This is a genomic window from Paractinoplanes toevensis (assembly GCF_018332695.1).
In the GTDB taxonomy this organism is placed as follows: domain Bacteria; phylum Actinomycetota; class Actinomycetes; order Mycobacteriales; family Micromonosporaceae; genus Actinoplanes; species Actinoplanes toevensis.
In genome coordinates, this window is the sequence record NZ_BOQN01000088.1 from 1 (window position 1) to 25,630 (window position 25,630).

The following is a 25,630-nucleotide window of genomic DNA, read 5'->3' on the forward strand; positions in this document are numbered from 1 at the left end:
CGGAAACGCACACAACCGCGCGAGATCGAAACGCCAAAAGGATCTCGACGACGATTCGGCGGGAATTTCCGGCTGAATGGACGATGTGGACGATCGCGCTCAGACGCTGATGTTGCTGACCGCGTCGTAGAGGCCGACGACCGCGCACGCCACCGGGATCACCGACACCACGACGATGGTGTCGAGCAGGTCGGCGGCCCGCCCGAGGTAGGGCGACGGCGGCTTGCGGGAGTAGGTGGCGCCGGCCGCGACGGTGACCATCGCCAGCACCAGGGCGCCGCCGACGACCGCGAGCAGGACCGTGCCGTCCGCGCGCACCAGCAGGTCGACGCCGAGGCAGAGGACACCGATCAGGCCGCCGACGACGAGCGGCACCCGCTGCCGCAGTGTCACGAAGAGCCGGGAGCGCAGCAGCAGCGAGGTCGCCGAGACCGCGGCGAGCAGGCGCGCCGACAGCGACCCGGACGTGGCCAGCACCAGGAACGCGGCGGCGGCCAGCACGGTGTGGCCGAGCAGCATGCCGGCCAGCAACTCCTCGGTGCGGGTCACGGCCGCGAAGACGGTGGCCCGGTCGGGGCGTTCGCGCGCGGCGTCGAGCGGGTTGCCGGCGGCGGTGAAGCCGGCCTCGGCGTCGGTGCCGGTGGGCAGGGTGACCGGCGGGGTGGGCATCTTGCCGAACCGGATGGCCAGCAGCGGCAGCGCACCGATCCCGCAGACCAGGGCGGCGAGCAGCACCGCGGCGGCACCGGCGGCCGTGGTGAGCATGCTGATCAGGGCGGTCACCGCGCCGAGCAGGCCGACCACGGCACCGGCCGTGAACAGCCGCAGCGATGACGCCACGCCGACCCCGCCGAGCGCGGCCACGACGAGCAGCGCCACCGAGCCGGCCAGCACTTCGGAGTCGCCGAGCCAGGGCAGCAGGGCGACCACGCCGACCCGGTCGGTCGTGCCGACCAGGACGGCGGCACCGGCGAATGCGTAGGGCATCGCGTACGCCCCGAGGGCCGCACCGGCCCGGGCGTCCCCGTACGCCCGGGAGGCGGTCACGCCGGCCAGCGCGAGGATCACCGCGACGGCGAGCCCGGCGAAGGCCCCGGCGTTCCACGCCGGACCGGCGAGCAGCACCGCGATCAGGCCGAGCAGGAGCAGCACGCCGGCGCCGGCCAGGGTGGCGGTGCGGGTGGACGCTGGGGTCCAGACGCTGCCACGGCGACGGGCACCCTCGGCGATGGCCTCGACGACGTCGTCGTACTCCAGTTCGGGCCACTCGTTGTGGGCCGGGACGAGATGAAGGACTTCGCCATCCCGTACGCCCTGGGGGAAGAGACCTTGGGACGTGGCCAGCGCGACGCCGTCCATCCGCCGCAGCACCCACCCGCCGTGCTTCTCGCCGTCGTCGGCGAGTCCTTCGCCGGCGTGGCGAAGCACTTCGGGCAGCAGCTCGGCCAGCGGGACGTGCTCGGGGAGCGCGACGTCGACCCGGCGGTGCGGCGCACTGATCGTGACCCGCGCGAGGCCGACTGTCATGACTCTTTTCCCATCGATGGTGACGAGGCTGCGGAACGAGGCGAACTTTACCTACCATGGGCGCTACGCGATGGCCCGCGTACGGGGAGAACAACTCCCCACTGTGGACAAGGGGGACATTTCCGGCATGAGCACGGTGGTGATCAAACGGTCAGCGCGCCGTCCGTCGCCGGAGATTCCGACCGGCGAGATCGCCGTCGAGCCCCCGCCGGAGATTCCGCAGAGCGCGGGCGGCCGCTGGCAGCAGGCGATGATGGCGCTGCCGATGCTGGGCGGCTCGGTGGCGATGGCCATGATGATGGGCCGGGGCAGCAGCGGGCCGTTCTCCTATGTGATCGGTGGCCTGTTCGGCGTCTCCTCGATCGCCATGCTCACCACCAGTTTCGGCTCCGGCGCGCCGAAGAAGGCCGAGATGATGGCGGCCCGCCGGGAATACCTCCGGCACCTGTCCGGCCTGCGCCGCCGAGTGCGGGAGACCGCCGACAAGCAGCGGTTCGGCCTGCTCTACCGGCATCCCGAGCCGACCCAGCTGTGGTCGACGGCGAGCAGCCACCGGGTCTGGGAGCGGCGTCCGGCCGACCCCGACTTCGGCGTGGTGCGGCTCGCGGTCGGGCCGCAGACCCTGGCCACCCCGCTGATCCCGCCGGTGACCCGGCCGCTCGACGAGCTCGAGCCGATGACCGCGGGTGCCCTGCGTCGTTTCCTGGACGCGTACTCCGTGGTGCCCGACCTGCCGGTCGCGGCCTCGCTGCGCGGCTTCGCGCGGGTTTTCCTGCGCGGCGCCGGGCCGGGCGGTGAGCAGGACGCGCGGGCACTGACCCGGGCGGTGATCTGCCAGCTCGCCACGTTCCACGCGCCGGACGACATGATCGTCGCGATCTGCGCCGGACCGGACCGCCGGGCCGAGTGGGAGTGGGTGAAGTGGCTTCCGCACAACCTGCATCCGTCCCGGACCGATGCGCTGGGGCACGTGCGGCTGGTCGCGAGCACCGGCACCGACCTGGAAAAACTCCTCGAAGACGTGATCGGCAACCGGGCGCGGTTCAACCCGGCCGGGGTCAGCTCCGGCTCACCGCACGTGGTGATCGTGCTGGACGGCATCAACCTCAAGGGCGCCACCCAGCTCGACGACGGCATCGACGGCGTGACCGTGCTCGACCTCGACGAACAACCGCCGCGCCTGCTGGACCGGTCGCTGCTGGTGCTCGAGGTGCAGCACGCGGGCGGCCGCCGGGTGCTGAACACGTACGCGATGGACCACGAGGCCGAGGTGGGCGTCCCCGACCGGCTCAGCGTCGAGCAGGCCGAGGCGGTGGCCCGCCGGCTGTCCCCGCTGCGGCTGGGCGCGATGTCCAAATCGTCGGACACCCCGCTGGCCACCGCGACCGGCCTGGCCGACCTGCTCGGGCTCGGTGACCCGGAGACGTTCAGCGTCACCCAGAGCTGGATGCCCCGCCCCAACCGCGACAAGCTGCGGGTGCCGATCGGGGTCGGTGCCGACGGCAGCCCGATCGAGCTCGACCTCAAGGAGTCGGCGCAGGACGGCATGGGCCCGCACGGCCTGCTGATCGGCGCCACCGGTTCCGGCAAGTCGGAACTGCTGCGCACGCTGGTGATGGCGCTGGCCGCGACGCACTCGTCGGAGACTCTCAACTTCGTCCTGATCGACTTCAAGGGTGGCGCCACCTTCTCCTCGCTCGACCGGCTGCCGCACACCGCCGCCGTGATCACCAACCTGGCCGACGAGCTGGTGCTGGTCGATCGCATGGTGGACGCGATCGACGGCGAGCTGATCCGCCGGCAGGAGGCGCTGCGCAAGGCCGGCAACTACGCCTCGCTGCGCGATTACGAGAAGGCCCGGGCCGGCGGCGCGGCCCTGCCGCCGCTGCCGTCGCTGCTGGTGATCTGCGACGAGTTCTCCGAGCTGCTCAGCGCCAAGCCCGACTTCATCGACCTGTTCGTCCAGATCGGACGGCTCGGCCGCTCGCTCGGCGTGCACCTGCTGCTGGCCAGCCAGCGGCTCGAGGAGGGCCGGCTGCGCGGTCTCGACACCCACCTGTCGTACCGCGTCGGTCTGCGGACCTTCTCCGCCCTGGAGTCGCGGGCCGTGCTCGGCGTGCCGGACGCCTACGAACTGCCGCGCTCGCCCGGCCATGGCTACCTGAAGTTCGGCACCGAGCCGCTGCTGCGGTTCAAGGCGGCCTACGTGTCCGGCCCGATGCCCAAGGCCGGCGCACGCGCCGCGGCGGGCGGGGCCGGCGCGGTGCCCCAGGTGTGGGAATACTCGACCCGTTACGTCCCGGCGCCGAAACCGGTCAAGCCGGTGCAGCCCAAGCCGGAAGAACTGGCGGCCGGCGAGAGCGTGCTCGACGTGATGGTCGACCGGCTCAACGGCCAGGGACCGCCCGCGCACCAGGTGTGGCTGCCGCCGCTGAACCAGTCGCCGGCCCTGGACGAGTTGCTCGGTCCGGTGCTCGTCGACCCGGTCCGCGGCCTGGCCTTCGCCAACCCGGAGCTGCACGGCGCCCTGCAGGTGCCGATCGCCATGGTCGACAAGCCCCGCGAGCAGCTGCGCGACGTGATGTGGCTGCAACTGGGCGGTCCGGCCGGGCACGTGGCCGTGGTCGGGTCCACCCTGTCCGGCAAGTCGACCGCCCTGCGCTCGATGGTGGCCGGGCTGGCGCTCACCCACACCCCGGCCGAGGTGCAGGTCTACTGCCTCGACTTCGGTGGCGGTTCGCTCGGCACGCTGCGCGATCTCCCGCACGTCGGCGGCGTCTCCGGCCGGCTCGACACGGTGGGCGTGCGGCGTACGGTCGGCGAGATCTCCACCCTGCTCACCGAGCGGGAGACGCGCTTCGGGGCGATGGGCATCGACTCGATGGCGTCCTACCGGCGGCGCCGGGCGAACGCGGTCGACAAGGGCGGCAACGCGGCCGATGGCGACCCGTTCGGCGACGTGTTCCTGGTGATCGACGGCTGGTCGACGCTGCGCAAGGAATACGAAGAGCTGGAATCGGTGATCACCGACATCGCCACCCGCGGCCTGTCCTACGGCATCCACGTGGTGGCCGCGACCTCGCGCTGGATGGACTTCCGCCCGGCGATTCGCGACCTGTTCGGCTCCAAACTGGAGCTTCGCCTGGGCGATCCGAGCGACTCGACGGTCAACCGGCGGGCCGCGATGACGGTGCCGGAGAAGGCCGGCCGCGGCATCCTCGAACACCCGACGGACAAGAACAAATTCCTGCACATCCTGACCGTACGGCCGGAGCTGAGCACGATGGCCGACACGAACGCGCTGGTGAAGTCGATCGCCACCAACTGGCACGGCCCGCTCGCGCCGCGGGTGCGGATGCTGCCCTCCTCGGTCCCGTACGCCGAGATGGACCTGGACCGCTCCACCGCCCTGCGCCTGCCGATCGGCATCTCCGAGGCCGACCTCCAGCAGGTCGAGATCGACTTCGCGACCGATCCCCATTTCCTGCTCTTCGGCGACTCCGAGTGCGGCAAGAGCTCGTTCCTGCGAGCCCTGGCGACCTCGGTGATCCGGCGGTTCTCGCCGGAGGAGGCCCGGCTCATCCTGGTCGACTACCGCCGCAGCCTGATGGACCTGCCCGAATCGGAACACCGCATCGGGTACGGCATCCAGGCCCAGAAGACGCTCGAGCTGATGCAGTCGGTGGCCGGCTACATGGAACGCCGCCTGCCCGGCCCCGACGTCACGGCCCAGCAACTGCGCGACCGTTCGTGGTGGACCGGCCCGGAGCTGTTCGTCCTGGTCGACGACTACGACCTGGTGGTGGCCGGCCCGACCAACCCGCTGACCCCCATCCTGGAATACCTGCCCCAAGCCCGCGACGTCGGCCTGCACCTGGTGATCACCCGGCGGGCCGGCGGGGCGAGCCGGGCCCTGTACGAGCCGGTGATCCAGCGGCTGCGCGAGCTGTCGGCCCCCGGCATGGTGATGTCCGGTCCGTCCGATGAGGGCGCTCTGATCGGCGCGGTACGGCCGACGCTGCTGCCACCCGGCCGTGGCCGCCTGCTCACCCGGCGTGAGGGAGTTCGGCTCGTGCAGCTGGCGCACCTACCGCCGTACGCGTAAAGCGACCGATTTAACAGACAGCCGGTGCGATATGCATCGACCGACCCCACCAATACGACGCGGTTTCGGAGTAATCTGCATCGACCGTCCGGGATTGGATGACGATGCGACTTGATGCTGCGAGCGTGAGTCCCCGCGTACCCCGCGGTGGTGCCCGTTGGTGAGTCCACGTCGCCTCGCCGCGGCCGCCCTGGCCGGGTTCATCGGCTTGGCCGCACCGGCCGCACCGGCCTTCGCGACGCCCGCACCGATCGCCGAACCGACCAACCCGCTGGTCGGCGACCAGGTCCGCGACGATCAGTGGTATTTGAAGAAGCTCGACGTGCCCGACGCCTGGACCTACGCGAACGGCACCGGCGTCACCGTCGCGGTCATCGACTCCGGGGTCGACTCCACCCACGCCGACCTGGTCGGTCAGGTGCTGCCCGGCCTCGACCTGGTGGACACCAAGGGCGACGGCGACACCGACCTGGTCGGGCACGGCACCACGGTCTCGGCGATCATCGCGGGCCGCGGCGACGACACCACCGGCGTCATCGGCATCGCCCCCAAGGCAAAGATCCTTCCGGTACGCGTTCTGGACGAGGAAAACCGCTACAGCGACGCGATCATCGTGGCCAAGGGTGTCCGCTGGGCGGTCGACCACGGCGCCAAGGTGATCAACCTGTCGCTCGGCGGCAACGGCAGCAGCGCCACCCTGGCCGCCGCGATCGACTACGCGTTCGCCAAGGACGTCGTGGTGGTCGCCTGCACCGGCAACACGAGCGCCTCCTCGGACTCGGAGGTGTGGTACCCGGCGCGTGAGCCCGGCGTGCTCGCGGTGGCCGGCATGGAGAAGGACAGCAACGCTCTCTGGTCCGGTTCGATCACCGGCAAGGAGACCGTGGTGACCGCACCGGCCGCCGGGCTGGTCGGCGCCCGCGCCGGCGGTGAGTACTGGAAGGTGCAGGGCACCAGCTTCGCCTCGCCGATGGTGGCCGGCACCGCCGCCCTGATCCGGTCCCGCTGGCCCGACATGCCGGCCGGCGAGGTGATCAACCGGATCATCCGCACCGCCACCGACCTCGGCACGCCGGGGCGGGACGCGACGTTCGGGTTCGGCATGGTCAACCCGACCGGTGCGCTGACCGCCGAGGTGCCGGCCGTCTTCGAGAACCCGCTGGACACCTCGCCGTCGCCGGGCATCGCCCGGTTCGGCAGCGCCCCGGCCCCGGGCCAGGCCCAGTCCGCGCCGGACGGCACCGTGACGGGTGGTCCGCCCCTGCGGGCCGCGGACGCCGGTCAGGCCGCCTCGCCGGCCGCGACCGCGCCGCCGACGCAGCACCGGGCCTGGTGGCTCGCGGGCGTGCTGTTCCTGATCTCGGCGATCGCGGCGGCGCTGACCGTCCGCCGCTTCGCCCACACGACCTGACCAGCGCTTACGCGCAATCGTCGGTCGAGACGCCGCGGGTGCGGCTGATGCCGGCCTGGGCGACCGGGGCCGCTTCGTCCGCGGTGAGGGCGAAGCCGGTGTACTTGTCGTCGGCCGCCGCCGCGAAGATCACGCCGAGCACCTGGCCGGTCGGGGTGATCAGCGGGCCACCCGAGTTACCGCTGCGCACCAGCGCGTAGATCGTGTAGATCTCCCGGGTCACGTCGCCGGAGTCGTAGATGTCCGGGCCGGTGATGTTGCCGACGTCGCGGACCCGGGCGGACTGCGCATCGTACGGCCCGTCCTGGGGGTAGCCGAGGACGATCGCGCCGGCGCCGGTCGCGGCCTCCTTGGCGACGAACGGCATGACCGGGGCGCGCAGTCCGGGCACGTAGATCACCGCGAGGTCGCGCTCCGGGTCGTAGACCACGACCTTGCCCTCGAGGGTGTCGCCGTTGGCCTCGACCTTCACCTCGCGGGTGCCGGCGACCACGTGCGCGTTGGTCATCACCCGTTCGGTGGCGTAGACGAAGCCGGACCCCTCGATGCGCCGCGAGCAGCTCGGCGCGGTGCCCAGCACCTTGATCACCGAGCTTTTCGACCGGGCCACGATCTGCGAGCCCTTGAGCTTCGGGTCGGGCGCCGCGACCTCCTTGACGTTCGTGGGCGCGAGGCCGCCGAACACGTCCGGGAAGCCGCTGGTGTCGAGGGTGTTGCGCAGCGCCTTGGACAGCGCCTGCGCCTCCTGCGGCATCACCCCGTTGATGCCGGAGAGGATCGAGCTGTTGCGCACCGCCGAGTTGAGCCCCTGGAACGGGGTGGAGCCGAGCGGCACCGCGATCAGCCAGGCCACCAGCAGCACGGCGACCAGCGAGATGACCGCGCCGCCGGCGTCGTCGAGGCGCTGCAGCGGCTTGCTGGAGATGGCCCGGCGCAGGTGGGTGCCGAGCCAGCCGGCCAGCGTCTGGCCGAGCACCGCCAGCGCGAAGATGCATCCGAGCGACACCACGAGCCGGGCGGTCGGGTCGGTGAACTGGTTGGCGATCAGGGGGCCGAGCTGCAAGCCGATGAGCACGCCACTGAAGAAGCCGCCGAACGACAGCGCGCCGATGACAAAACCTTGGCGGTAGCCGCTGATCGCGAAGACCAGCATGAGCAGGATCAGGATGCCATCGACCACGGACACTCACTCAGCGTAGAGGCGGCGGGCCAGTGCACGATCATGGCAGAACCTCGTCTGGTGCGCCGCCCCTGGCGGCCGGCACCGGAGCGGACGCGTCCGGCAACTCCACTATGCGACCCGGCTGCCACGGCCGCGACCAGCCACCCATGTCGAGCAATGCCGAGATCACCCCTGCCGTGAAGCCCCAGACCAGCAAACCGCGAACCTGGAACGCCGGTCCGACCCAGCCGCTGGGATGTCGCACCCGGATACGGTTCTCCGGGTCGACGAGTTCACTGATCGGGAGCCGCGCGACGTGCGCCACCTCGGCCGGCTGCCGCGGGCTCACCGAGTGCGGCCGGCGCCACCAGGCCAGCACCGGGGTCACCACGAACGAGCTGACCGGGATGTAGAGGTCGGGCAGCAGGGCCAGGGCCTCGGCGCTGGCTGGGTCGAGACCGACCTCCTCCTGCGCCTCGCGCATCGCCGTGGCGACCGCGTCGGCGTCCTCCGGGTCGGTGCCGCCGCCCGGGAAGGCCGGTTGCCCGGCGTGGTTGCGCATGGTGGCGGCGCGCTGGAGCACCAGCAGGTCGGGGCCGGCCGGGCTCTCACCCAGCAGGACCAGGACCGCGCTGGGCCGGCCGCCGCCGACCGGTGTGCGCAGCGGCGTGAAGTCTTCGGTGCGGCAGGTGCTGACCCGGTCGAGCAACGGTTCGAGCCAGGACGGCAGATCGTCGGGCCGGCCCAGCACCCGCCCGGTGCTCAAAGGGTCACCGCCACACCCGTGTGTTCCTTGACCATCGCGGTGAGTTTGGCGGCGTCGAGCGGCAGGAGATTCACATAGGTCTTTCCGGTCGCGTCCAGGAAAACGGTGACCGGCAGGTTGATGCCGCCGACCGCGTTGACCAGCTTGCGATCCTCGTCGAACAGCGTGGGGAAGGTGACGTCCTTGTCGGCGGCGAACGACGCACCCGCCTCGCGGCCGTCGCCGGTGTCGACGCCGAGCACGGTGAGCCGGTCGCCGGCCGTGGCGGCCAGCTGCTGCATGACCGGCAGCTCGCGGCGGCACGGCTCACACCAGGACGCCCAGAGGTTGATCACGGCCGGGCCGGCCAGCGAGCGCAGGTCGACCTGCTTCTTGCCGGTGAAGCAGGGCAGCTCGAGATCGGGCAGCGAGTTGGGCGAGGGCGCGGCCGGCAGGGCGGTGCAGGCGGCGAACGGTGAACCGGTGGCTTCGGCGTCGGCGGCGCAGGCGCCCAGGAAGAGGGTGAGGACGGCCAGGAGGCCGGTAACCGCTCTCACCGAGCCACTTTCGTTCGCGACTGCGGGGCTCGCAAGACCGGCTCACTCCTCGCGCTCACGGGACGTCCGGCGCGATCACCGCGGCGGCCGGGACGAGGTCGGGGTCGACTCCGGCGGCGATCGCCAGCTCGCGGGCGCGCGGGCCCTTGAGGAGCTTGGCCGCGGCGGCCGCCTCGGTCGGGCCGGTGCCGTAGGACGGGCACATCGCGGCGAGCGTGCAGGCGCCGCAGGCCGGCTTGCGGGCGTGGCAGACCCGCCGGCCGTGGAAGATCACCCGGTGCGACAGCATGGTCCAGTCGCGTTTCTCGATCAGCTCGGCGACCTGGAACTCGATCTTGACCGGGTCTTCCTCCTGCACCCAGCCGAAGCGGTTGGTCAGCCGGCGGAAGTGGGTATCGACGGTGATGCCGGGAACGTCGAACGCGTTGCCGAGGATCACGTTGGCCGTCTTGCGCCCGATGCCGGGCAGGGCGACCAGATCGTCGAGCTTGGCCGGCAGCACCCCGTCGTATTTCTCCACGAGGGCCTGACCCAGCTTGATCAGCGAGTCGGTCTTGGCCCGGAAGAAGCCGGTCGGACGGAGCAACTCCTCCATCTCGGCGCGGTCGGCCGCGGCGTAATCGGCCGCCGTGAGATAGCGCTTGAAGAGCGTCGGGGTCACCAGGTTGACCCGCACGTCGGTGGTCTGCGCCGACAGGATCGTGGCGACCGCCAGCTCCAGCGGGTTGGTGAAGTCGAGCTCGCAATGCGCATCGGGATGCGTCTCGGCCAGGACCTTGGCCATCTTGCGGGCGCGTCGCTTGCGCCCGATCGGCGTCTCGCCCGCGAATCGCTTGACCGACCGCCCCACCAGAGTCACCGGTAAAGAGTACGTCGTGGGTACGACAGGTTTTCGCTACGCCGGCGGCCGGATCGAACCGTCCTTGCCGATCTCCGCCGCGGTGTCACCGAAGTCCTCCTCGCTGAGCTGCGACACCAGCTTGCGGCCCATCTCCTGGGAGGTGTCCCGGGTCGGGAGGCCGACAGAGCTCATGTACGTCGAAAGGAACTGCCCACCGGCGTACGTCCCGTCGGCGGTGAGCGCGACCCGCAGGATGCCGCCGTACTTCAGCACGCCCGAGCTGGACAGCGTCTTCCCGCCGCCGGCGAAGTTGCCGAGGCTGTAGGCGATCAGCTTGCCCTGGTAGAACTCCATGCCGCGGAGCACGTGCGGGCTGTGCCCGACGACCAGGTCGGCCCCGGCGTCGACGACCGCGTGGCTGAACTTGATCGGGTCGCCCCGGTTCTCGCCGTGGAAGATCTCGCTGCCCGGTTTCACGTGCTGCATGCCGGCCCCCTCGGCACCCATGTGCACCTGCACGACGACCAGATCGGCCTGCTCCTTGGCCTGCTTGATCACGGCCCGCGAGTGGCCGAGATCGTTGAGGTTGTTGGCCCCGGCGTACCCGGAGAAGCCGACCACCGCGACCTTGATCCCGTTGACCTCCACGACGGTGATCTCGTCCTGGTTGCCGGTGTACTTGATGCCGGCGTCGTCGAGCGCGGCGCGGGTGTTGCGCGCGCCGGCCGGGCCGAAGTCCTTGGTGTGGTTGTTCGCCAGGTTCATCAGCTGGAACCCGGCGTCCTTCAGATGCGCGGAGTAGGACGGCGGCGACCGGAAGGCGAAGCAGTTGGGCGTGGGCGGCGAGCCGCACTTGGACGAGCCGGTGTCCTCGGTGAGCGGCTGTTCGAGGTTGCCCATCACGAGGTCGGACTTCAGGCCCTCTTTCACCGAGTCGAAGAAGCCGTCACCGTCGTCGGGCGGCATCTTGCTCGGCGCGTTACTCATCATGATGTCGCCGGTGGCGGACAGCGTGATCGTTTTGACCGGAGCCGATTCCGTTTTGGCCGGTTTTGCGGAAGTCGCGGGGTTTGTCGAAGCGGCCGACGGCGGCAGCCATTGCGCTTTCGGCGTCGTCCCTCTATTCGCAAATGCGACACTTCCGGCACCAATCCCGGCCAGCGCTGCCAGGACAATGGTGATAGTAAGGACAGGGCGTCCAAAAAGACCTGGGCGGGGCGGGGAGGGCTGGGAATTCATCGACGGCGACGATACCTTCAGGTGGCAACGCGGACGACCCGACAAAAGGCCCGTCGTCGCTCACCGAGAGCGCCGAAAAATACGGCCCGTCACGGTCGGATTAGTTACCCTGCGGTATCTGGATCAAGGGGTGCCTGCCCGATTCCCGCCCGCGTGCGCCTAGACTGATCGAGCGCAGGCGTTGCGCGTGTTCGGAGGTGCGGCAGATGGATGAGGTGCTGGCGCGGAGCGGGATCTTCCAGGGCGTGGACCCGGAAGCCGCCGAGGCGCTCGCCAAGGAGATGGACACGGTCGAGGTCCGCAAGGGCGACGTCCTGTTCAACGAGGGCGAGGCCGGTGACAGCCTGTACATCGTGCTGTCCGGCAAGATCAAGCTGGGCCGCCGTGCCGCGGACGGCCGGCAGAACCTGGTTTCGATCATGGGCCCGTCCGACATGGTCGGCGAGCTCTCGCTGTTCGACCCGGGCCCGCGCACGGCCACCGCGACCGCGGTGACCGATGCCCGGCTGGCCCGGCTGAAGAAGACGTCGCTGCGTCCGTGGCTGAACAACCGGCCGGAGATCGCCGAGCAGCTCCTGCGCGTGCTCGCTCGCCGACTGCGTCGCACCAACGACGCCCTGGCCGACCTGATCTTCACCGACGTGCCCGGCCGGGTGGCGAAAAACCTGCTGCAGATGGCAGGCCGCTTCGGCACCCGCGACGGCGGTGTGTTGCGCGTCACTCACGACCTCACCCAGGAAGAGCTGGCCCAGCTGGTCGGCGCCTCGCGTGAGACGGTCAACAAGGCGCTCGCCGACTTCGCGTCCCGCGCCTGGCTGCGGCTGGACGGCAAGAGCGTGATCATCCTCGATCCCGAGCGCCTGGCTCGCCGCGCTCGAGTCTGATCATTAAAGCGGGTTTGCCGGGCCTTCCCGGCAAACCCCTTTATTACGCCTAAAAAGGGTACAAAGCCGCCGCAATCCCATCCGTGTCGCACCCGCTTGGCCACTCGTTACGGAGGTGGTCGAGAGGCACCGGCGAACACGAGAGGGCGCGGCTTTGAACACAGGGGGCGTACAGCGCTGCGGGGTCCCGTCGTGACCGTGCTCGACACGGCGATCGACCCGCGCACCCCCGCCTACCTGGAGAGCCGCGGCGTCGCCCTGGAACGACTCGGCAAGCTCGAGGCGGCGCTCGACGAGGCGCGGGCCGGCGGCGGCGAGAAGGCCGTAACCCGGCACCACGCCCGCGGCAAGCTGCTGCCCCGGGAGCGCGTCGAGATGCTGCTCGACCGGGACAGCCCCTTCCTCGAGCTCTCCCCGGTAGCGGCCTGGGGCACCGAGTTCGCGGTCGGCGCCGGCGTGGTCACCGGGATCGGCGTGGTCGAGGGCGTCGAGTGCCTGATCATCGCGACCGACCCCACCCTGGCGCGCAACGCCGTCGACCCGTACCCGGTCGAGAAGATCCGCCGGGCCGCCCGGATCGCCGCGGCCAACCGCCTGCCCCTGATCAACCTGGTCGAGTCGGCCGCCGAGGCCGCCCCGGGCGGGCCGCCGCCCGGCGGTGGCCTGGCCCGCGACCTGGGCCGGCTCTCCGCCGACCGGGTGCCCACGTTCTGCGTGGTGTTCGGGCCGATCAACGGCGAGGCCGCCTACCTGCCCGAGCTCTCCGATTACACAATCATGGTGCGCGGGCACGCCAAGATGCTCACCATCCAGCCCCAGCCGGCGGTCAACGGCAGCGGGCCCACGCCGGCCCCGATCGACCAGTTGGCCGACGACGAGCGGGACGGCCTGCGCCTGGCCCGCCAGTGCGTTCGCCGGCTCAACTGGCGCAAGCGCGGCCCGCTGCCGCGCACCTTTCCGCCCGCACCACCCAAGTACGACCCCGAGGACCTGCTCTCGGTCGCCGGTGCGGAGAAGAAGGCCGACCTGGACCCGCGCGAGATCCTCGCCCGGGTGCTCGACGGCAGCGACTTCGACGAGTTCAAGCCGGCCCTGGGCACCGCGCTGGTGGCCGGCTGGGGCGAGCTGCACGGTTACCCGGTCGGCGTGCTGGCCGGCACCGGCGCACCGCACTCCCCGGCCGAGACCCAGAAGGCCGTGCACTTCATCCAGCTCGCCAACGCCACCGACACCACGCTGGTGTTCCTCACCGCCCAGTTCGGCCCGGCCGAGATCGAGGCGCTGGCCTACTCCACAGTGCCGCACCTCGCGCTCGACACCGGCCGGGCCGGCGACCCCCGATTCGTATTCAGCTGGCCGGCCGACGAGCCGGCCGGGGGTGATGACGACGGTGTCATCGACCCCCGCGACACCCGTACCGTCCTCGGTCTTTGCCTGTCCGCCGTGCACAGCGCGGTCGTCGAGGGTGCCGGGCACGTCGGAGTGTTCCGATCCGGAAAGGTTGACCAGTGATCCGACGTCTCTTGGTGGCAGACCGTGGGGAGATCGCCCGCCGGGTATTCGCCACGTGCCGCCTGGTCGGCATCGAGACGGTCGCCGTCTACTCCGACGCCGATTCCGACGCGCCGCACGTCGGCGAGGCGGACTACGCGGTCCGACTGGACGGCGGCACCCCCGCCGCCGCGTACCTGCGCGGCGACCTGATCATCACGGCCGCCCAGCGGACCGGTGCGAACGCCATCCACCCGGGTAACGGCCTGCTGGCCGAGGATCCCGACTTCGCGGCCGCGGTCGTCGACGCCGGGATGATCTGGGTGGGCGCGCCGGCCAAGACGCTCGCCACCCTGCGCAGCAAGAGCGAGACCAAGATCATCGTGGCCGATGCCCGGGTTCCGGTGCTGCCGACCTTCACCGACCCGGCGAAGGTGCCCGACTTCCCGGTGCTGATCAAGCCGGACGCCGGCATCGGCGGGGCCGGGATGCGGGTGGTCCGGGACGCCACCACGCTGGCCGAGGCGATCGCCTCGACGCGACGCGAGGCCGGCTGCGACGTCTACTGCGAGCCGTACGTCGAGGATGTCCGGCACATCGAGATCCCGATCCTGGCCGACGAGCACGGCTCGGTGGTGCCGTTCGGCGAGCGGGAATGCTCGGTGCAGCGCCGCTACCAGCAGATCATCGAGGAGACCCCGTCCCCCGCGGTCGATCCGGGGCTGCGCGAGGAGCTGTGCCGGGCGGCGATCGTCGCGGTCCGGGCGATCGGGTACGTGGGCGCCGGCGCCGTCGAGTTCCTGCTCGACTCCGAGGGCGACTTCTGGTTCCTCGAGCTCACCCCGACGCTGCAGGCCGAGCACGCGGTCACCGAGTGCGTCTCCGGCTACGACCTGGTCCGGCTGCAACTGCTGGTCGCCGAGGGCGGGGTGCTGCCGATGCCGGGGCCGCCGCCGATTCGCGGACACGCCATCGAGGTGCGCATCTGCGCCGAGGACCCGGCGTACGCCTGGCTGCCGGCCTCCGGCACCCTGCACCGCTTCGCCGTGCCCGACGTGGCCGGCACGTTCCGTCCGCTCCCCCAGCCCGGTCTGCGCCTGGACGCCGGGGTCGAGGACGGCTCGGTGGTCGGCGTGCACCCCGATCCGACGCTGGCCAAGCTGATCGCCTGGGCGCCGACCCGGCAGGAGGCGGCCCGGATGCTGGCCTCCGCGCTGACCCGCACCCAGCTGCACGGCGTGGCCACCAACCGGGACCTGCTGGTGCGGGTGCTGCGGCACCACTCGTTCCGCGCCGGCGATCTGGACACCAACTTCCTGGACCGGCGGCCCGAGGTGTTCGCGCCGCTGTTGTCGGCGGTCGACGCCGTACGCATCTCGTGTCTGGCCGCCGCCCTGGCCGGCGCGGCCGGACGGCGCGCGGCGGCCGCCGTGCTCGGGTCTCTTCCGTCCGGCTGGCGCAACGTGCCGTCCGGCTCGCAGACCTCGGTGTACGAGGGCCCGGCCGGCCCGGTCGAGGTGGGCTATCGAATGAACCGGCACGGCGAGCTGGCCGGCTGGTGGGTGCGGGCCGTCGACCCCGAGGAGCTCGACCTGGCCGGCCTCGGTCAGGCGCCGGTGGTCGACGATCACCCGCGGACCGTGGTGGTGGAGGCGGACAACGAGCGGGTGGTGCTGGACGTCAACGGCATCCGGCTGACCTTCAACGTGCACCGGGTCGGCGTGGTGTCGTACGTGGACAGCCCGGAGGGCTCGGTCGCGCTGCGCGAGCTGTCCCGCTTCCCGCTGCCGGCCCCGGAGGCGGCCGAGGGTTCGCTGATCGCCCCGCTGCCGGGCGCGGTCCGCCGGGTGCTGGTGGTGCCCGGTCAGCGGGTGCGGGCCGGCGAGCTGCTGCTCACCCTGGAGGCGATGAAGCTGGAACACCCGGTGCATGCGCCGAGTGCGGGCGTGGTGGCCTCGCTGCCGGTGCATCCGGGTGCCGAGGTGGACACCGGGGAGCTGCTAGCGGTTCTCGATCCCGAATAGGCCGAGCAACCACCGCTTCTTCGGCTGCTTGCGCTGGTGGCGCACGGTGGGCGTGTCGTCGCTCGCGCCGTAGCGCGGCGGCGGCACCTGCGGGCGGGCCGAGCCGCCGTCCAGGTCGACCTTGGTGAGCAGATCGCACAGCTGCTCGGCGGTGGGCCGGGAGGCCGGGTCGTTGTCCATGCCGTAGCGCAGCACCTGGGTCAGCTCCGGCGGCACGCCCGGCAGGTCGGGGATGGGCCGGTGGAAGAGGTCCATCAGGGTGATCAGGCTGGGGCTGCGGTCGGTGTCCCAGCGCGGCGGGGCGCCGCGCATCACCGCGTAGAGCGTGGCGCACAGGGCGTAGACGTCGACCGCGCCGGACGGGGCGTCGTGCCGGAACGACTCGGGCGGAGCGTACGCCGGGGTGAGCACCTCGAGGTTGACCGACGAGTCGCGCATCTCGCCCAGCACGGCCAGGCCGAAGTCGGCGAGGACGGCCGAGTTGAAGTGCGAGTAGAGAATGTTGGCCGGTTTCACGTCGCGGTGCAGCACGCCGTTGGCGTGCGAGTGCACCAGCGCATCGGCGATCTTCATGCCGAGGTCGCGGGCCTCGGTCGCGCCCAGCGGGGAGACGCGCATCCGGTCGAGGTACGACCCGTCGCACAGCTCCATGATCAGGTAGGGGTGCTGGTCGACGGTCACGCCGACGTCGAACAGGTCGACCACGTGCGGATGCGACGACATCTTGCCGGCTGCCCGGGCCTCGCGCAGGAAGCGAGCCTGGTCCCGATTGCTCTCCAGGCGCCGGTTCTCCATCTTGATGGCGACCTCGCGGCCGACCGAGTCCTGAGTGGCGCGGTAGACCGTCGCGTGCCCACCACGCGCCATAACCGACAAACCAGACATCCCTGGTACGTAAGGGGTCGGCACCGGTCCTGGCGGGGTTCCCGTCATGCCACAGAACTTACGCGCTCATCATCCGGGCACGTCGGACGCGTAGGCGACAGTTTCCGGTTCGATCCCGGCGGACGCCAGCGTCGCCCGCAACTCTTCGGCCGCGACCCGCTCACTGGCCTGCTCGGTCGCGTAGGCCAGCAGCACCGCCTCCTCGGCCGCCTCGGCCGCCTCCTCGCAGCGATCGGCGGCGGCCAGCACCCGGGCGCGCACCATCGCGGCCAGCACCCCGCTGCGGACGTCCTCGGACTCCGCCTCGCGGGCCCGCTCGATCCAGCTCAGCGCCTCGTGAACGCGACCGTCGGCGAGCAGGGCCGACGCGTACGCGGTGAGCGCGTGCCGCCGGGAGAACAGCAGCGACGGCGCACCGGTATCACTGGCGATCGGCGCGAGCAGCCCGATCGCGGTGGCCGCGTCGCCGGCCCGGGCCCGCGCCTCGGCCAGCAGCACCCGCGGCCCGACCTGGGCCGGGGCGAGCGGGTTGTGCGGTTCGACCGCGGCGATCACCCGGCGCGCGTCCTCCTCGGCCAGGGCCAGGTCGCCGCGGTGCAGCGAGACGAAACCACGCAGCGTGCCGGCCATGCCCAGCAGCAGCGGATGCCCGGTCCGGTCGGCGTAGCCCACCGCGTCGGTGAGCAGGTCGAAGGCGTGGTCGAACTCACCCAGCCCACGAGCTATCGCACCGCGCACCACCAGCGCGAGCCCCCGGCCCCAGTCGTCGCTGACCGCGTTGAAGTCGCGATAGGCCCGCCGAGCCTCGCCGTCCGCCTCGCCCAACTCGCCCAGCTCGCTCGACGCGTACGCCTCGACGGCCCGCAGCGTGCCCACCGCCCAGGCCTCGCCGACCCGATCGCCGAAGGGCAGGAAGATCCGGGCCAGCCGGCGCGATTCCTCCAGGCGCCCGGCCAGCAGCCGGGCGAACGCCGTGGTGCCGCGCAGCCAGGACCGGCCGACCGGGTCGCCGAGCTCGGCGAAGAGCCGGGCCGCCCGGCCGAGCACCGCGTCGGTGCCGGCGAAGTCCCCGCGGGTGGTGGTCACCCACGCCAGGTTTTGCAACGCCCAGGCCTGGCCGTGCCGGTCGCCGGCGGCCAGGGTCACCTGATAGGCCGCCGCGAACCGGCTGCTCGCCTGACTGAGCCGGCCGGCCAGGAAGTCGGCCATGCCGAGCCGGCGCATCGCGTTGGCCCGCTCCGGCAGCAGCTCGGCCTCGGTGGCCACGTCGAGCGCCTCCTGCCAGGCCGTCACGGCCCGGCCGGTGTCGCCCAGCGCCTCCTGCGCCCGGCCCACCACCAGCAGCGCCTCGGCCCGGCAGACCGGTTCCTCGCCGGAGTTCTCGGCGATCTTCTCGCCGTACGCAAGGGCCTCCTCGGCCCGGCCCAGGCGCAGCAGCGCGCGGGCGTGCACCAGCTGGTCGGCCAGCGGCAGGGCCTCCTTGGCCAGGACCGCGGCGCGTTCCGCGTACTCGATCGAAGCGGCCGGCTCGATGTTGGCCAACGCCCGCCGGGCCAGCCGGCCGAGCGCCGCGACGCCGAGCGGGGCCACGTCGCGCACCGCGGCCTCCGGCCGCAGCCGGACCTGGTCGGCCAGCTCGACCGCGCACTCGGCGTGGGTGGCGACGAACGCGTCCCGCTCGTTCTCGGTGAGGCTGAGCCGGCTCGCGCCGTCGTAACCGAGCCGCTCGATGGTCTCGGGGGCCGCCCAGTTGGCCAGGTAGGCGTGCCGGTCGGCGAGGTCGGCCTTGCCGATGCCGGCGTATGCCGCCTCGCGCATCAGCGGGGTGGTGAACGCGTAGCCACCGCGCGCCCGGTGCAGCATGCGGCGCTGCAGCAGCTCGTCGATCGAGCGTTCCAGCTCGACCGCGGCCACCGCGCCGGGCCGCGCGTCGCTGGCCGCCCGCCGCTCGCGCAGCGCCTCGATCACCCCGGTCGGCACGGTGTCACCGACCACGGCCGCGTCCCGCAGCACCGCGCGCGGCTCGGCCGGCAGCGCGTCGATGCGGGCCGCCAGCACCGCGGCGAGGTCGCGGGAGAGCAGCTGGCTGCCCAGCGAACCGGCCGCGAGCTGCCACTTGCCGGCCGCGTTGGCCCCGATCGCCGGGGTGAGCGCGCCGCGTTCCATCAGCAGCGTGACCATCTCGGCCAGGTAGAACGGGTTGCCCTGGGCGGTGGCCAGCAGCCGGTCGTTGTCCGGCTGGGGCAGCTTGCCGCCGTTAAGGTAGGAGGTGAGCAGCCGGGACGCGTCGGCGCCGCGCAGCGGGGGCAGCGAATGCACCTCGGCGTCGGCGAGCCGGGTCAGCGCGCCGGCCGTGCGCACCAGCTCGGGCCGGCCCAGCAGCAGCACCACGACCGGGCCCTCGAGCAGCGAGAGGGTGCGGCCGAGCGCGTCCACCGTCGACGCGGTGGCGTCGTGCAGGTCGTCCACGATGACCACCAGCGGGGTCTCCGCGGCCAGCGCGGTGAGCAGCTCGGCCACCGCGGCGGAGACGGCGTCGGCGTCGAGCCGCTTGGCCGACGGCTGCCAATCGGCGGGCGCGGCCGGGCCGACCGGGTTGGCCGGTGCCTCGCCGTAGCCGAGCAGCGCCAGCAACCGGTCGATGTCGAGCGTGACCGGCCCCAGCCGGTTGGCCAGCTTGCGCAGCCGTTCCTCGACCACGATCCGGCCGACCGTGGAGACCACGTCTTTCGGCAGGCCGACGGACTTGCGGACCAGATCGGCCAGCGGCGCGTACCGGCGCCGCTCGCCGAACGCGCGGCAGCGCACCCGCAGCACCCGGGCCCCGGTGTGCGCCGCGTACCGTCCGCCGGCGGCCACGTCGTAGCCGGCGGCGAGCCGCTTGACCTCGCCGGCGAACCGGGATTTGCCGATGCCGGCCTCGGCGGTCATCACCATGACCCGCGAGGTGTTCGAGTCGATCGCCTCGGCGAGCCGGCCGGAAACCCGGCCCAGCTCGGTCTCGCGGCCCACGAACGGCGCCTCGTCGCCGAGACCCGACCGGGTGCCGGGGGCGTCGTGCAGGCCGAGCAGTTCGAACGCCGGCACCGGTTCGCGCTTGCCCTTGAGCCGCAGCGGGCGCAGCTGCCGCCAGGAGGCGACGTGCCGGGTGCCGGCGCTGGTGCGCGAGCCCGCGTAGACGGCGCCGACCGCGGCCGCGTCGGCGAACCGGGCCGCGGTGTTCACGGTGTCGCCGATGACGGTGTATTCGATGCCGGCCTGGATGCCGGCCACCACATCGCCGGTGTTCACGCCGATCCGCAGACCGAGCGGGGCGCCGCCGCCCCGCTCGTCGTCCAGCACGCGGCGGACCGCGCGCTGCATGCTCAGCGCGGCCCGCACCGCCCGCTCGGCATCGTCCTCATGGGCCACCGGGGCGCCGAAGACCGCCATGATCCCGTCGCCGGTCAGCTTGTCGACATGCCCGCCGAAGGTCTTCACGGCACCGGCGAGGGCGGCCAGCACGCGGTCGGTCACCGCGCCGACCCGTTCCGGGTCGAGGTCTTCGGACCAGGAGGTGAAGTCGGACAGGTCGCCGAAGAGCACGGTGACGATGCGCCGCTCGGCGGCGGGCAGGCTGGCCGCGGCCGGAAGAGCGGCGCCGCAGTTGTGGCAGAAGCGGGCGCCGGGCACGGCGACGGTTCCACACACCTGGCAGGTCACAGCCGATCCAACCCGTTCGCCCTTGTTCCTGATTCCCGATTTTTGTGATGGAGGTAATCCAGCTGCGCTTTGGCCGAGAAGATCGCGGCAAACCGGATAGCCGAATCGATGTCCGGATATACGAGATCAACAACCTGTTCCGGGGTTTCGGCGCCGGCCTCGACGGCCGCCACGACCTGGGCGAGACGCTCGCGCCGATGATCGAGATAACCCCGCGCGAGGGCGGCCACGTCGTCCTGCGCCGGGCCGTGGCCCGGCAACATCAAAACATTTGGGTACGCCGAGAGCGTCTCGAGACTCGTGAGGTAAGAGCCCAGGTCGCCGTCGGGGGCGGCCACCACGGTCGAGCCTCGGCCGAGAATCGTGTCTCCGGTGAACATCGCACGGACATTCCCGTGCTCGACCAGAAAACACACGGAATCGGCAGTATGTCCGGGAGTGTCGATTTTCTTGAGGTCGAGACCGTCGCTGTCGCCCAGGTATCCGTCGAACGGCTCGCCGTGCTCGTCATCGGCCGCCAGCACCGGGGTGCCGCCGAGCAGCCGGGACAGCCGCGCCGCGCCCTCGACGTGATCATAGTGACCGTGCGTAATCAAAATGGAGCGGAACGGGCCGTGTTCGGCTATCCGGGCCAGGTGCGACTCGTCCAGCGGACCGGGGTCGATCACCACGCCGAGAGTCTCGCCGGGCGCGCGCAACACCCACGTATTGGTGCCGTCCAGCGTCATCGGTCCCGGGTTCGGGGCGCGCAACAGCGTCACCCAGGCCGGCAGGCCGTCGTCCGCAGCACCCCCCATGCACGAAATCGTACGTCGCGCATGGGGGTTGAGCCGAGGACCGGATGTGCGATCTCAGCGGCCGCTCAGGTGACGCTGAGCAACCTTTCTACTGAACTTCGGCGATGACCTCGACCTCGACCGGTGCGTCCAGCGGAAGTTCAGCCACGCCGACCGCGCTGCGCGCGTGCGTGCCCTGCTCACCGAGGACGTCGCCGAAGAGGTTGGAAGCCCCGTTGATCACGGCCGGCTGACCGGTGAAACCGGGAGCCGACGCCACGAACCCGGTCACTTTGACGATCTTCACGAGCCGGCCGAGGCCGACCAGCGACTCGATCGCGGCGAGCGCGTTCAGCGCACAGATACGGGCCAGTTCGGTGCCCTGCTCGGCGGTCACCTCGGCACCCACCTTGCCGGTCGCGGCGAGTTTGCCCTCGACCATCGGGAGCTGCCCGGACACGTACACGTAATTGCCGGTCTGTACGGCCGGCAGATAGGCCGCCACCGGCGGCACGACCGGTGGCAGGGTCAGGCCGAGCTCGGCCAGCCGGGCGTACGCGTCGACGCCGCCCTCGCCCGCGATCGGCGTCGTCATGACTTCGGCCGCTTCATATATGCGATCAGCTGCTCGGGGTTCGGTCCGGGAACGACCTGGACCAGCTCCCAGCCGTCCTCGCCCCAGTTGTCGAGGATCTGCTTGGTCGCGTGGACCAGCAGGGGCACGGTCACGTACTCCCACTTCTGCATCGCCTGCATACTCCCTAATCGTCGGGTACCGGGCCAGCTTAGGGCCCCGCTTCGTTAGGCTGAGCGTCACCAAGTGAGATCACGGAGGGCGACATGACGCACCCGCAGGGCGGCGACCCGGGTCACCCGGAGCCCGCGCCGGTGCCGTCGCCCGATCCGGAGCCGCCGCAGCCCATCCCGCCGGCCGATCCGATCCCGGTGCCCGAGCCGCCGCACGCCTGGCCGCCGCACGCCGTCTCCTCCTCCGCCGCCCTCTCCGCCCCCCCGTCCGCCGACTTCATCGACGCCCCGCCGGAGGCGTCCCCAGGAGCGTGGCCGCCGCCCGGCGCGTACGCCGACGAGGCACCCACCGCGACCATGCCGGCCGTCCCGCCGGCCGACCACACCCAGGTCATCGCGCCGTCCGCGCCGTGGCACGCCCAGCACGAGGCGCCGGGCCAGTGGCAGACCCAGCCGCCCGAGCAAGCGGGCTGGCACAGCCCGCAGCCCGACCCGATCTGGCAGACGCCGGCCCCGCCCATCGCGGTCCCGGCCGAGGAGAAGAAGGGGCGCCGCGGCGCGGTCTGGGTGTCCCTGGCGCTCGCCGCCACCCTGCTGCTCTGCTCCGGCGGTGCCGTCTCCGCCTATTTCCTGCTGCGCGACGCCGACAATCCGGGCTCGCCCGACCCGGCCACCGCGGTCAACCGTTTCCTCACCGCGGTCTACACCCAGCAGGACGCGGCCGCGGCCGACGAACTGGTCTGCCGGGAGGCCCGCGACAAGACGAAGCTCGCCGACCGGGTGGCCGAGATCAAGAGCTACTCGGACGGCTACACCGACCCGGTCTACCGGTGGGAGGAGCCGTCGGTGTCCAGCTCCGGCGAGGACCGCGCCCTGGTGTCGGTGCAGCTCACCCTGTCCACGGCCGACGAGAAGACGGCCAAGCAGGACCTCGAGTTCACGGTGATCCGCAAAACAGGCTGGCTGGTCTGTGAAGTGGCCGGCTGACCTCCCGCCGTACGGTTGGTGTCATGGGCGAGCACGTCAACAGCAGATGGCCGGCACGGCTGCACGTCGTCACCGGCAAGGGCGGCACCGGCAAGACCACGGTGGCCGCGGCGCTGGCGCTCGGCCTGGCCGCGAGCGGCCGCCGCACCCTGCTCGTCGAGGTCGAGGGCCGGCAGGGCATCGCCCAGCTCTTCGAGGTGGAGCCGCTGCCCTACAAGGAGTTGCGGATCGCTCAGGTGGCCGGCGGCGGTGACGTGCGCGCGCTGGCCGTCGACCCGGAGGAAGCCCTCCTCGAATACCTGGACATGTTCTACCACCTGGGTGCGGCCGGCCGGGCGCTGCGCAAGGTGGGCGCCATCGACTTCGCCACCACCATCGCCCCGGGCCTGCGCGACGTGCTGCTCACCGGCAAGGTGAAGGAGGCGACCACCCGCTCGCAGGACGGCAAGCGCATCTACGACGCCGTGGTGCTGGACGCGCCGCCCACCGGCCGGATCGGCCGCTTCCTCAACGTCACGGCCGAGACGGCGAAACTCGCCAAGATGGGCCCGATCAAGACGCAGAGCGACGGCGTGGCCTCCCTGCTGCGCTCGCCGATCACCTCAGTGCACGTGGTCACCCTGCTCGAGGAGATGCCGGTGCAGGAGACCCTGGACGCCATCGCCGAGCTGCAGGCACTGAACATCTCGGTCGGCCGGATCATCGTGAACAATGCCCGCCCGGCGCTGCTCACCGCGGGCAAGGTGACCAAGGCCGAGCTCAAGCGGGGCCTGGCCGAGGCCGGGCTGCCGACCGACGCGACCACGGTCAACGGGCTGGCCGCCGAGGCCAAGGCCTATCTCACCCGGCGCGAGCTGGAGGAGTCGCTGCGCACCGAGCTGGCCGAGGCCGGCCGGCCGGTCGTCGAGTTGCCGCTGCTGCCGGGCGGCATCGACCGGGACGCACTGGACGAGCTGGCTTCGTCACTCATGCGGGCGTGACCGGTTACGCCTCAGTACGCTCGAATGGTGCCCCTACCGCAAGACACTCCTCGCCTCGACGTGGACGGTCTGCTCGCTGACCCGTCCACCCGGATCATCGTGTGCTGCGGCGCCGGTGGGGTCGGCAAGACGACCACCGCGGCCGCTCTCGGCGTCCGGGCGGCCGAGGTGCACGGTCGTCGCACGGTGGTGCTGACCATCGACCCGGCCCGCCGCCTGGCCCAGTCGATGGGGCTCAGCGAGCTGGACAACACTCCGCGCCAGGTCAAGGGCATCGACGCCGAGAACGGCGGCGAGCTGCACGCGATGATGCTCGACATGAAGCGCACCTTCGACGAGGTGGTGCAGCAACACACCACGCCGCAGCGCGCCGCGGAGATCTTCGCGAACCCGTTCTACCAGGCCATGAGCTCGACCTTCGCCGGCACGCAGGAATACATGGCGATGGAGAAACTGGGTCAGCTGCGGGCCACCGACGAGTGGGACCTGATCGTGGTGGACACCCCGCCGTCGCGGTCGGCGCTCGACTTCCTGGACGCGCCGGCCCGCCTGTCCCGCTTCCTGGACGGCCGGATGCTGCGCATGCTGCTGGCCCCGGCGCGCTCCGGCAAGAGCATGTTCAGCCTGGTCACGGCGTCGTTCGGGCTGTTCTCCCGGGCCGTGCAGAAAATCCTCGGCGCTCAGCTGCTGACCGATCTGTCCGGTTTCGTGGCGGCGCTCGATTCGATGTTCGGCGGTTTCCGGCATCGCGCCGACGAGACCTACCGCATCCTGCAGGACCCGCAGACCTCGTTCCTGCTGGTCGCGGCCCCGGAGCGGGACGCGGTCCGAGAGGTGGCCTACTTCGCGGAGCGCCTGGTGGCGGAGAAGATGCCGCTCGGCGGCCTGGTGCTCAACCGGATGCACGACTCGGCCGTCGGGGCACTGTCGGTCCAGCGCAGCGAGGAGGCCGCGGACGTTCTCGCGGCGATCGGCGACCAGCAGATGACCTCGGACGCTCTCCGGGTGCACGCCGCGCTGATGCGGCAGACCGAGCGGGAGGTGCGGGTGGCGGCCAACTTCACCGACGCTTTCCCGGCGGTCCCGTCGGTTGCGGTCACGGCGCAGCCCGCCGACGTGCACGACGTCGACGGGCTGCGGACGATCGGCGCTCTACTCGCCGGTCTCCCCGGCTGAGTTCAGCGGGTGGGAACGAGCACCTTGTCGGCGTTCTTCTCCCGCAGCGCGGCCTCGAACATCTTCCGCCAGCTCGCCACATGCGGGTGGCGGCGGAGCAGGGCTCGCCGCTCTCGTTCCGTCATACCGCCCCAGACGCCGAACTCGATCCGGTTGTCCAGGGCATCGGCGAGGCACTCGTAGCGGACCGGGCAGCTGCGGCAGATCCTCTTCGCCACGTTCTGCTCGGCGCCCTGCACGAACAGCGCGTCAGGGTCGCCACTCTGACATGCCGCCATGCTCGGCCAGTCGCTGATCATCCCCATCTGTACACGTCCCCCCTTGCGTTCACCCCCTGACGCCTGCTGGCTTATGTCCCCCCAAGCACTGCAGACGTCCCGCGATAGCTCGC

At 71.6% G+C, this 25,630-nt stretch carries 20 protein-coding genes; 8 read left to right on the top strand and 12 right to left on the bottom strand.

What is annotated here, in order from left to right; all coding sequences use genetic code 11:
- Positions 1-99: 99 nt before the first annotated feature.
- Positions 100-1,527, bottom strand: a complete 1,428-nt coding sequence (gene eccD / locus Ato02nite_RS33980; protein WP_213010784.1) for a type VII secretion integral membrane protein EccD — start codon at positions 1,525-1,527, stop codon at positions 100-102.
- 127 nt (positions 1,528-1,654) lie between these two features.
- Between eccD and eccCa the strand changes: the two genes are divergently transcribed.
- A complete protein-coding gene (gene eccCa / locus Ato02nite_RS33985; RefSeq protein ID WP_213010785.1) occupies positions 1,655-5,632 on the top strand; it encodes a type VII secretion protein EccCa in 3,978 nt (1,325 codons plus the stop codon).
- Positions 5,633-5,789: 157 nt separating this feature from the next.
- Positions 5,790-7,043 carry a type VII secretion-associated serine protease mycosin gene (gene mycP / locus Ato02nite_RS33990; protein ID WP_213010786.1) on the top strand — a complete coding sequence of 418 codons (1,254 nt, stop codon included), beginning with the start codon at positions 5,790-5,792 and terminating at the stop codon, positions 7,041-7,043.
- A 7-nt stretch (positions 7,044-7,050) separates the two neighbouring features.
- Here mycP and Ato02nite_RS33995 read toward each other — a convergent pair whose 3' ends face one another.
- The 5 genes from Ato02nite_RS33995 to Ato02nite_RS34015 are packed head-to-tail and all read right to left on the bottom strand — an operon-like array spanning position 7,051 to position 11,587.
- The gene (locus tag Ato02nite_RS33995; RefSeq protein WP_213010787.1) at positions 7,051-8,229 is read right to left on the bottom strand and encodes a MarP family serine protease; all 1,179 of its coding nucleotides are present in this window, start codon (positions 8,227-8,229) and stop codon (positions 7,051-7,053) included.
- A gap of 34 nt (positions 8,230-8,263) precedes the next feature.
- Positions 8,264-8,971, bottom strand: a complete 708-nt coding sequence (locus Ato02nite_RS34000; RefSeq protein ID WP_213010788.1) for an NUDIX hydrolase — start codon at positions 8,969-8,971, stop codon at positions 8,264-8,266.
- Positions 8,968-9,507 (bottom strand): TlpA family protein disulfide reductase, encoded by a 540-nt coding sequence (locus Ato02nite_RS34005; RefSeq protein ID WP_213010789.1) that lies wholly within the window; start codon positions 9,505-9,507, stop codon positions 8,968-8,970. The genes Ato02nite_RS34000 and Ato02nite_RS34005 overlap by 4 nt, the downstream gene beginning before the upstream one ends.
- Positions 9,508-9,562: 55 nt before the next feature.
- Positions 9,563-10,360, bottom strand: a complete 798-nt coding sequence (gene nth, locus Ato02nite_RS34010) for an endonuclease III (protein WP_213010870.1) — start codon at positions 10,358-10,360, stop codon at positions 9,563-9,565.
- A 42-nt stretch (positions 10,361-10,402) separates the two neighbouring features.
- On the bottom strand, positions 10,403-11,587 hold the full coding sequence (locus Ato02nite_RS34015) for a CapA family protein (protein ID WP_213010790.1): 1,185 nt from the start codon (positions 11,585-11,587) through the stop codon (positions 10,403-10,405).
- Between the two features lie 206 nt (positions 11,588-11,793).
- Here Ato02nite_RS34015 and Ato02nite_RS34020 point away from each other — a divergent pair, with 206 nt between their 5' ends.
- The 3 genes from Ato02nite_RS34020 to Ato02nite_RS34030 all read left to right on the top strand — a co-directional run bounded on the left by Ato02nite_RS34020 (position 11,794) and on the right by Ato02nite_RS34030 (position 15,986).
- Entirely contained in the window at positions 11,794-12,471 is a 678-nt protein-coding gene (locus Ato02nite_RS34020) for a Crp/Fnr family transcriptional regulator (protein WP_020515203.1), read from the top strand.
- A gap of 192 nt (positions 12,472-12,663) precedes the next feature.
- The gene (locus tag Ato02nite_RS34025; protein ID WP_213010791.1) at positions 12,664-13,983 is read left to right on the top strand and encodes a carboxyl transferase domain-containing protein; all 1,320 of its coding nucleotides are present in this window, start codon (positions 12,664-12,666) and stop codon (positions 13,981-13,983) included.
- Entirely contained in the window at positions 13,980-15,986 is a 2,007-nt protein-coding gene (locus Ato02nite_RS34030) for an ATP-binding protein (protein WP_213010792.1), read from the top strand. The genes Ato02nite_RS34025 and Ato02nite_RS34030 overlap by 4 nt, the downstream gene beginning before the upstream one ends.
- On the opposite strand, the gene Ato02nite_RS34035 is transcribed toward Ato02nite_RS34030, so the two are convergent.
- The 5 genes from Ato02nite_RS34035 to sp36 form a co-directional block, all read right to left on the bottom strand.
- Positions 15,963-16,919: a serine/threonine-protein kinase gene (locus Ato02nite_RS34035; protein WP_213010793.1), complete on the bottom strand. Its 957-nt coding sequence runs from the start codon at positions 16,917-16,919 to the stop codon at positions 15,963-15,965. The two genes, Ato02nite_RS34030 and Ato02nite_RS34035, sit on opposite strands and share 24 nt — an antisense overlap.
- Before the next feature lie 21 nt (positions 16,920-16,940).
- Entirely contained in the window at positions 16,941-20,573 is a 3,633-nt protein-coding gene (locus tag Ato02nite_RS34040) for an adenylate/guanylate cyclase domain-containing protein (protein ID WP_213010794.1), read from the bottom strand.
- Positions 20,570-21,370 (bottom strand): MBL fold metallo-hydrolase, encoded by an 801-nt coding sequence (locus Ato02nite_RS34045; RefSeq protein ID WP_246607780.1) that lies wholly within the window; start codon positions 21,368-21,370, stop codon positions 20,570-20,572. Before Ato02nite_RS34045 ends, Ato02nite_RS34040 begins: the two co-directional genes overlap by 4 nt.
- A gap of 88 nt (positions 21,371-21,458) precedes the next feature.
- The gene (locus tag Ato02nite_RS34050; RefSeq protein WP_213010795.1) at positions 21,459-21,944 is read right to left on the bottom strand and encodes a RidA family protein; all 486 of its coding nucleotides are present in this window, start codon (positions 21,942-21,944) and stop codon (positions 21,459-21,461) included.
- The gene (gene sp36, locus Ato02nite_RS34055) at positions 21,941-22,096 is read right to left on the bottom strand and encodes a Sp36 family protein (protein ID WP_157437327.1); all 156 of its coding nucleotides are present in this window, start codon (positions 22,094-22,096) and stop codon (positions 21,941-21,943) included. Before sp36 ends, Ato02nite_RS34050 begins: the two co-directional genes overlap by 4 nt.
- Positions 22,097-22,189: 93 nt before the next feature.
- Between sp36 and Ato02nite_RS34060 the strand changes: the two genes are divergently transcribed.
- The 3 genes from Ato02nite_RS34060 to bagB are packed head-to-tail and all read left to right on the top strand — an operon-like array spanning position 22,190 to position 25,239.
- Positions 22,190-23,083: an Rv0361 family membrane protein gene (locus Ato02nite_RS34060; RefSeq protein WP_213010796.1), complete on the top strand. Its 894-nt coding sequence runs from the start codon at positions 22,190-22,192 to the stop codon at positions 23,081-23,083.
- Between the two features lie 23 nt (positions 23,084-23,106).
- Entirely contained in the window at positions 23,107-24,063 is a 957-nt protein-coding gene (gene bagA / locus Ato02nite_RS34065; RefSeq protein WP_213010797.1) for an ATPase BagA, read from the top strand.
- Positions 24,064-24,087: 24 nt separating this feature from the next.
- Positions 24,088-25,239: an ArsA family ATPase gene (gene bagB / locus Ato02nite_RS34070; RefSeq protein WP_213010798.1), complete on the top strand. Its 1,152-nt coding sequence runs from the start codon at positions 24,088-24,090 to the stop codon at positions 25,237-25,239.
- Positions 25,240-25,241: 2 nt separating this feature from the next.
- Here bagB and Ato02nite_RS34075 read toward each other — a convergent pair whose 3' ends face one another.
- Complete coding sequence (locus tag Ato02nite_RS34075; RefSeq protein ID WP_203733764.1) at positions 25,242-25,544, bottom strand: WhiB family transcriptional regulator; 303 nt, start codon at positions 25,542-25,544, stop codon at positions 25,242-25,244.
- Positions 25,545-25,630 lie beyond the last annotated feature (86 nt).

Coding starts and splice junctions, on each gene's coding strand:
- bagA (WP_213010797.1), top strand. CDS start 23,107: ATGGGCGAGCACGTCAACAGCAGATGGCCGGCACGGCTGCACGTCGTC.
- Ato02nite_RS34050 (WP_213010795.1), bottom strand. CDS start 21,944: ATGACGACGCCGATCGCGGGCGAGGGCGGCGTCGACGCGTACGCCCGG.
- eccD (WP_213010784.1), bottom strand. CDS start 1,527: ATGACAGTCGGCCTCGCGCGGGTCACGATCAGTGCGCCGCACCGCCGG.
- Ato02nite_RS34015 (WP_213010790.1), bottom strand. CDS start 11,587: ATGAATTCCCAGCCCTCCCCGCCCCGCCCAGGTCTTTTTGGACGCCCT.
- Ato02nite_RS34060 (WP_213010796.1), top strand. CDS start 22,190: ATGACGCACCCGCAGGGCGGCGACCCGGGTCACCCGGAGCCCGCGCCG.
- bagB (WP_213010798.1), top strand. CDS start 24,088: ATGGTGCCCCTACCGCAAGACACTCCTCGCCTCGACGTGGACGGTCTG.
- Ato02nite_RS34035 (WP_213010793.1), bottom strand. CDS start 16,919: ATGACGGGAACCCCGCCAGGACCGGTGCCGACCCCTTACGTACCAGGG.
- Ato02nite_RS34045 (WP_246607780.1), bottom strand. CDS start 21,370: ATGGGGGGTGCTGCGGACGACGGCCTGCCGGCCTGGGTGACGCTGTTG.
- sp36 (WP_157437327.1), bottom strand. CDS start 22,096: ATGCAGAAGTGGGAGTACGTGACCGTGCCCCTGCTGGTCCACGCGACC.
- Ato02nite_RS34020 (WP_020515203.1), top strand. CDS start 11,794: ATGGATGAGGTGCTGGCGCGGAGCGGGATCTTCCAGGGCGTGGACCCG.
- Ato02nite_RS34075 (WP_203733764.1), bottom strand. CDS start 25,544: ATGGGGATGATCAGCGACTGGCCGAGCATGGCGGCATGTCAGAGTGGC.
- eccCa (WP_213010785.1), top strand. CDS start 1,655: ATGAGCACGGTGGTGATCAAACGGTCAGCGCGCCGTCCGTCGCCGGAG.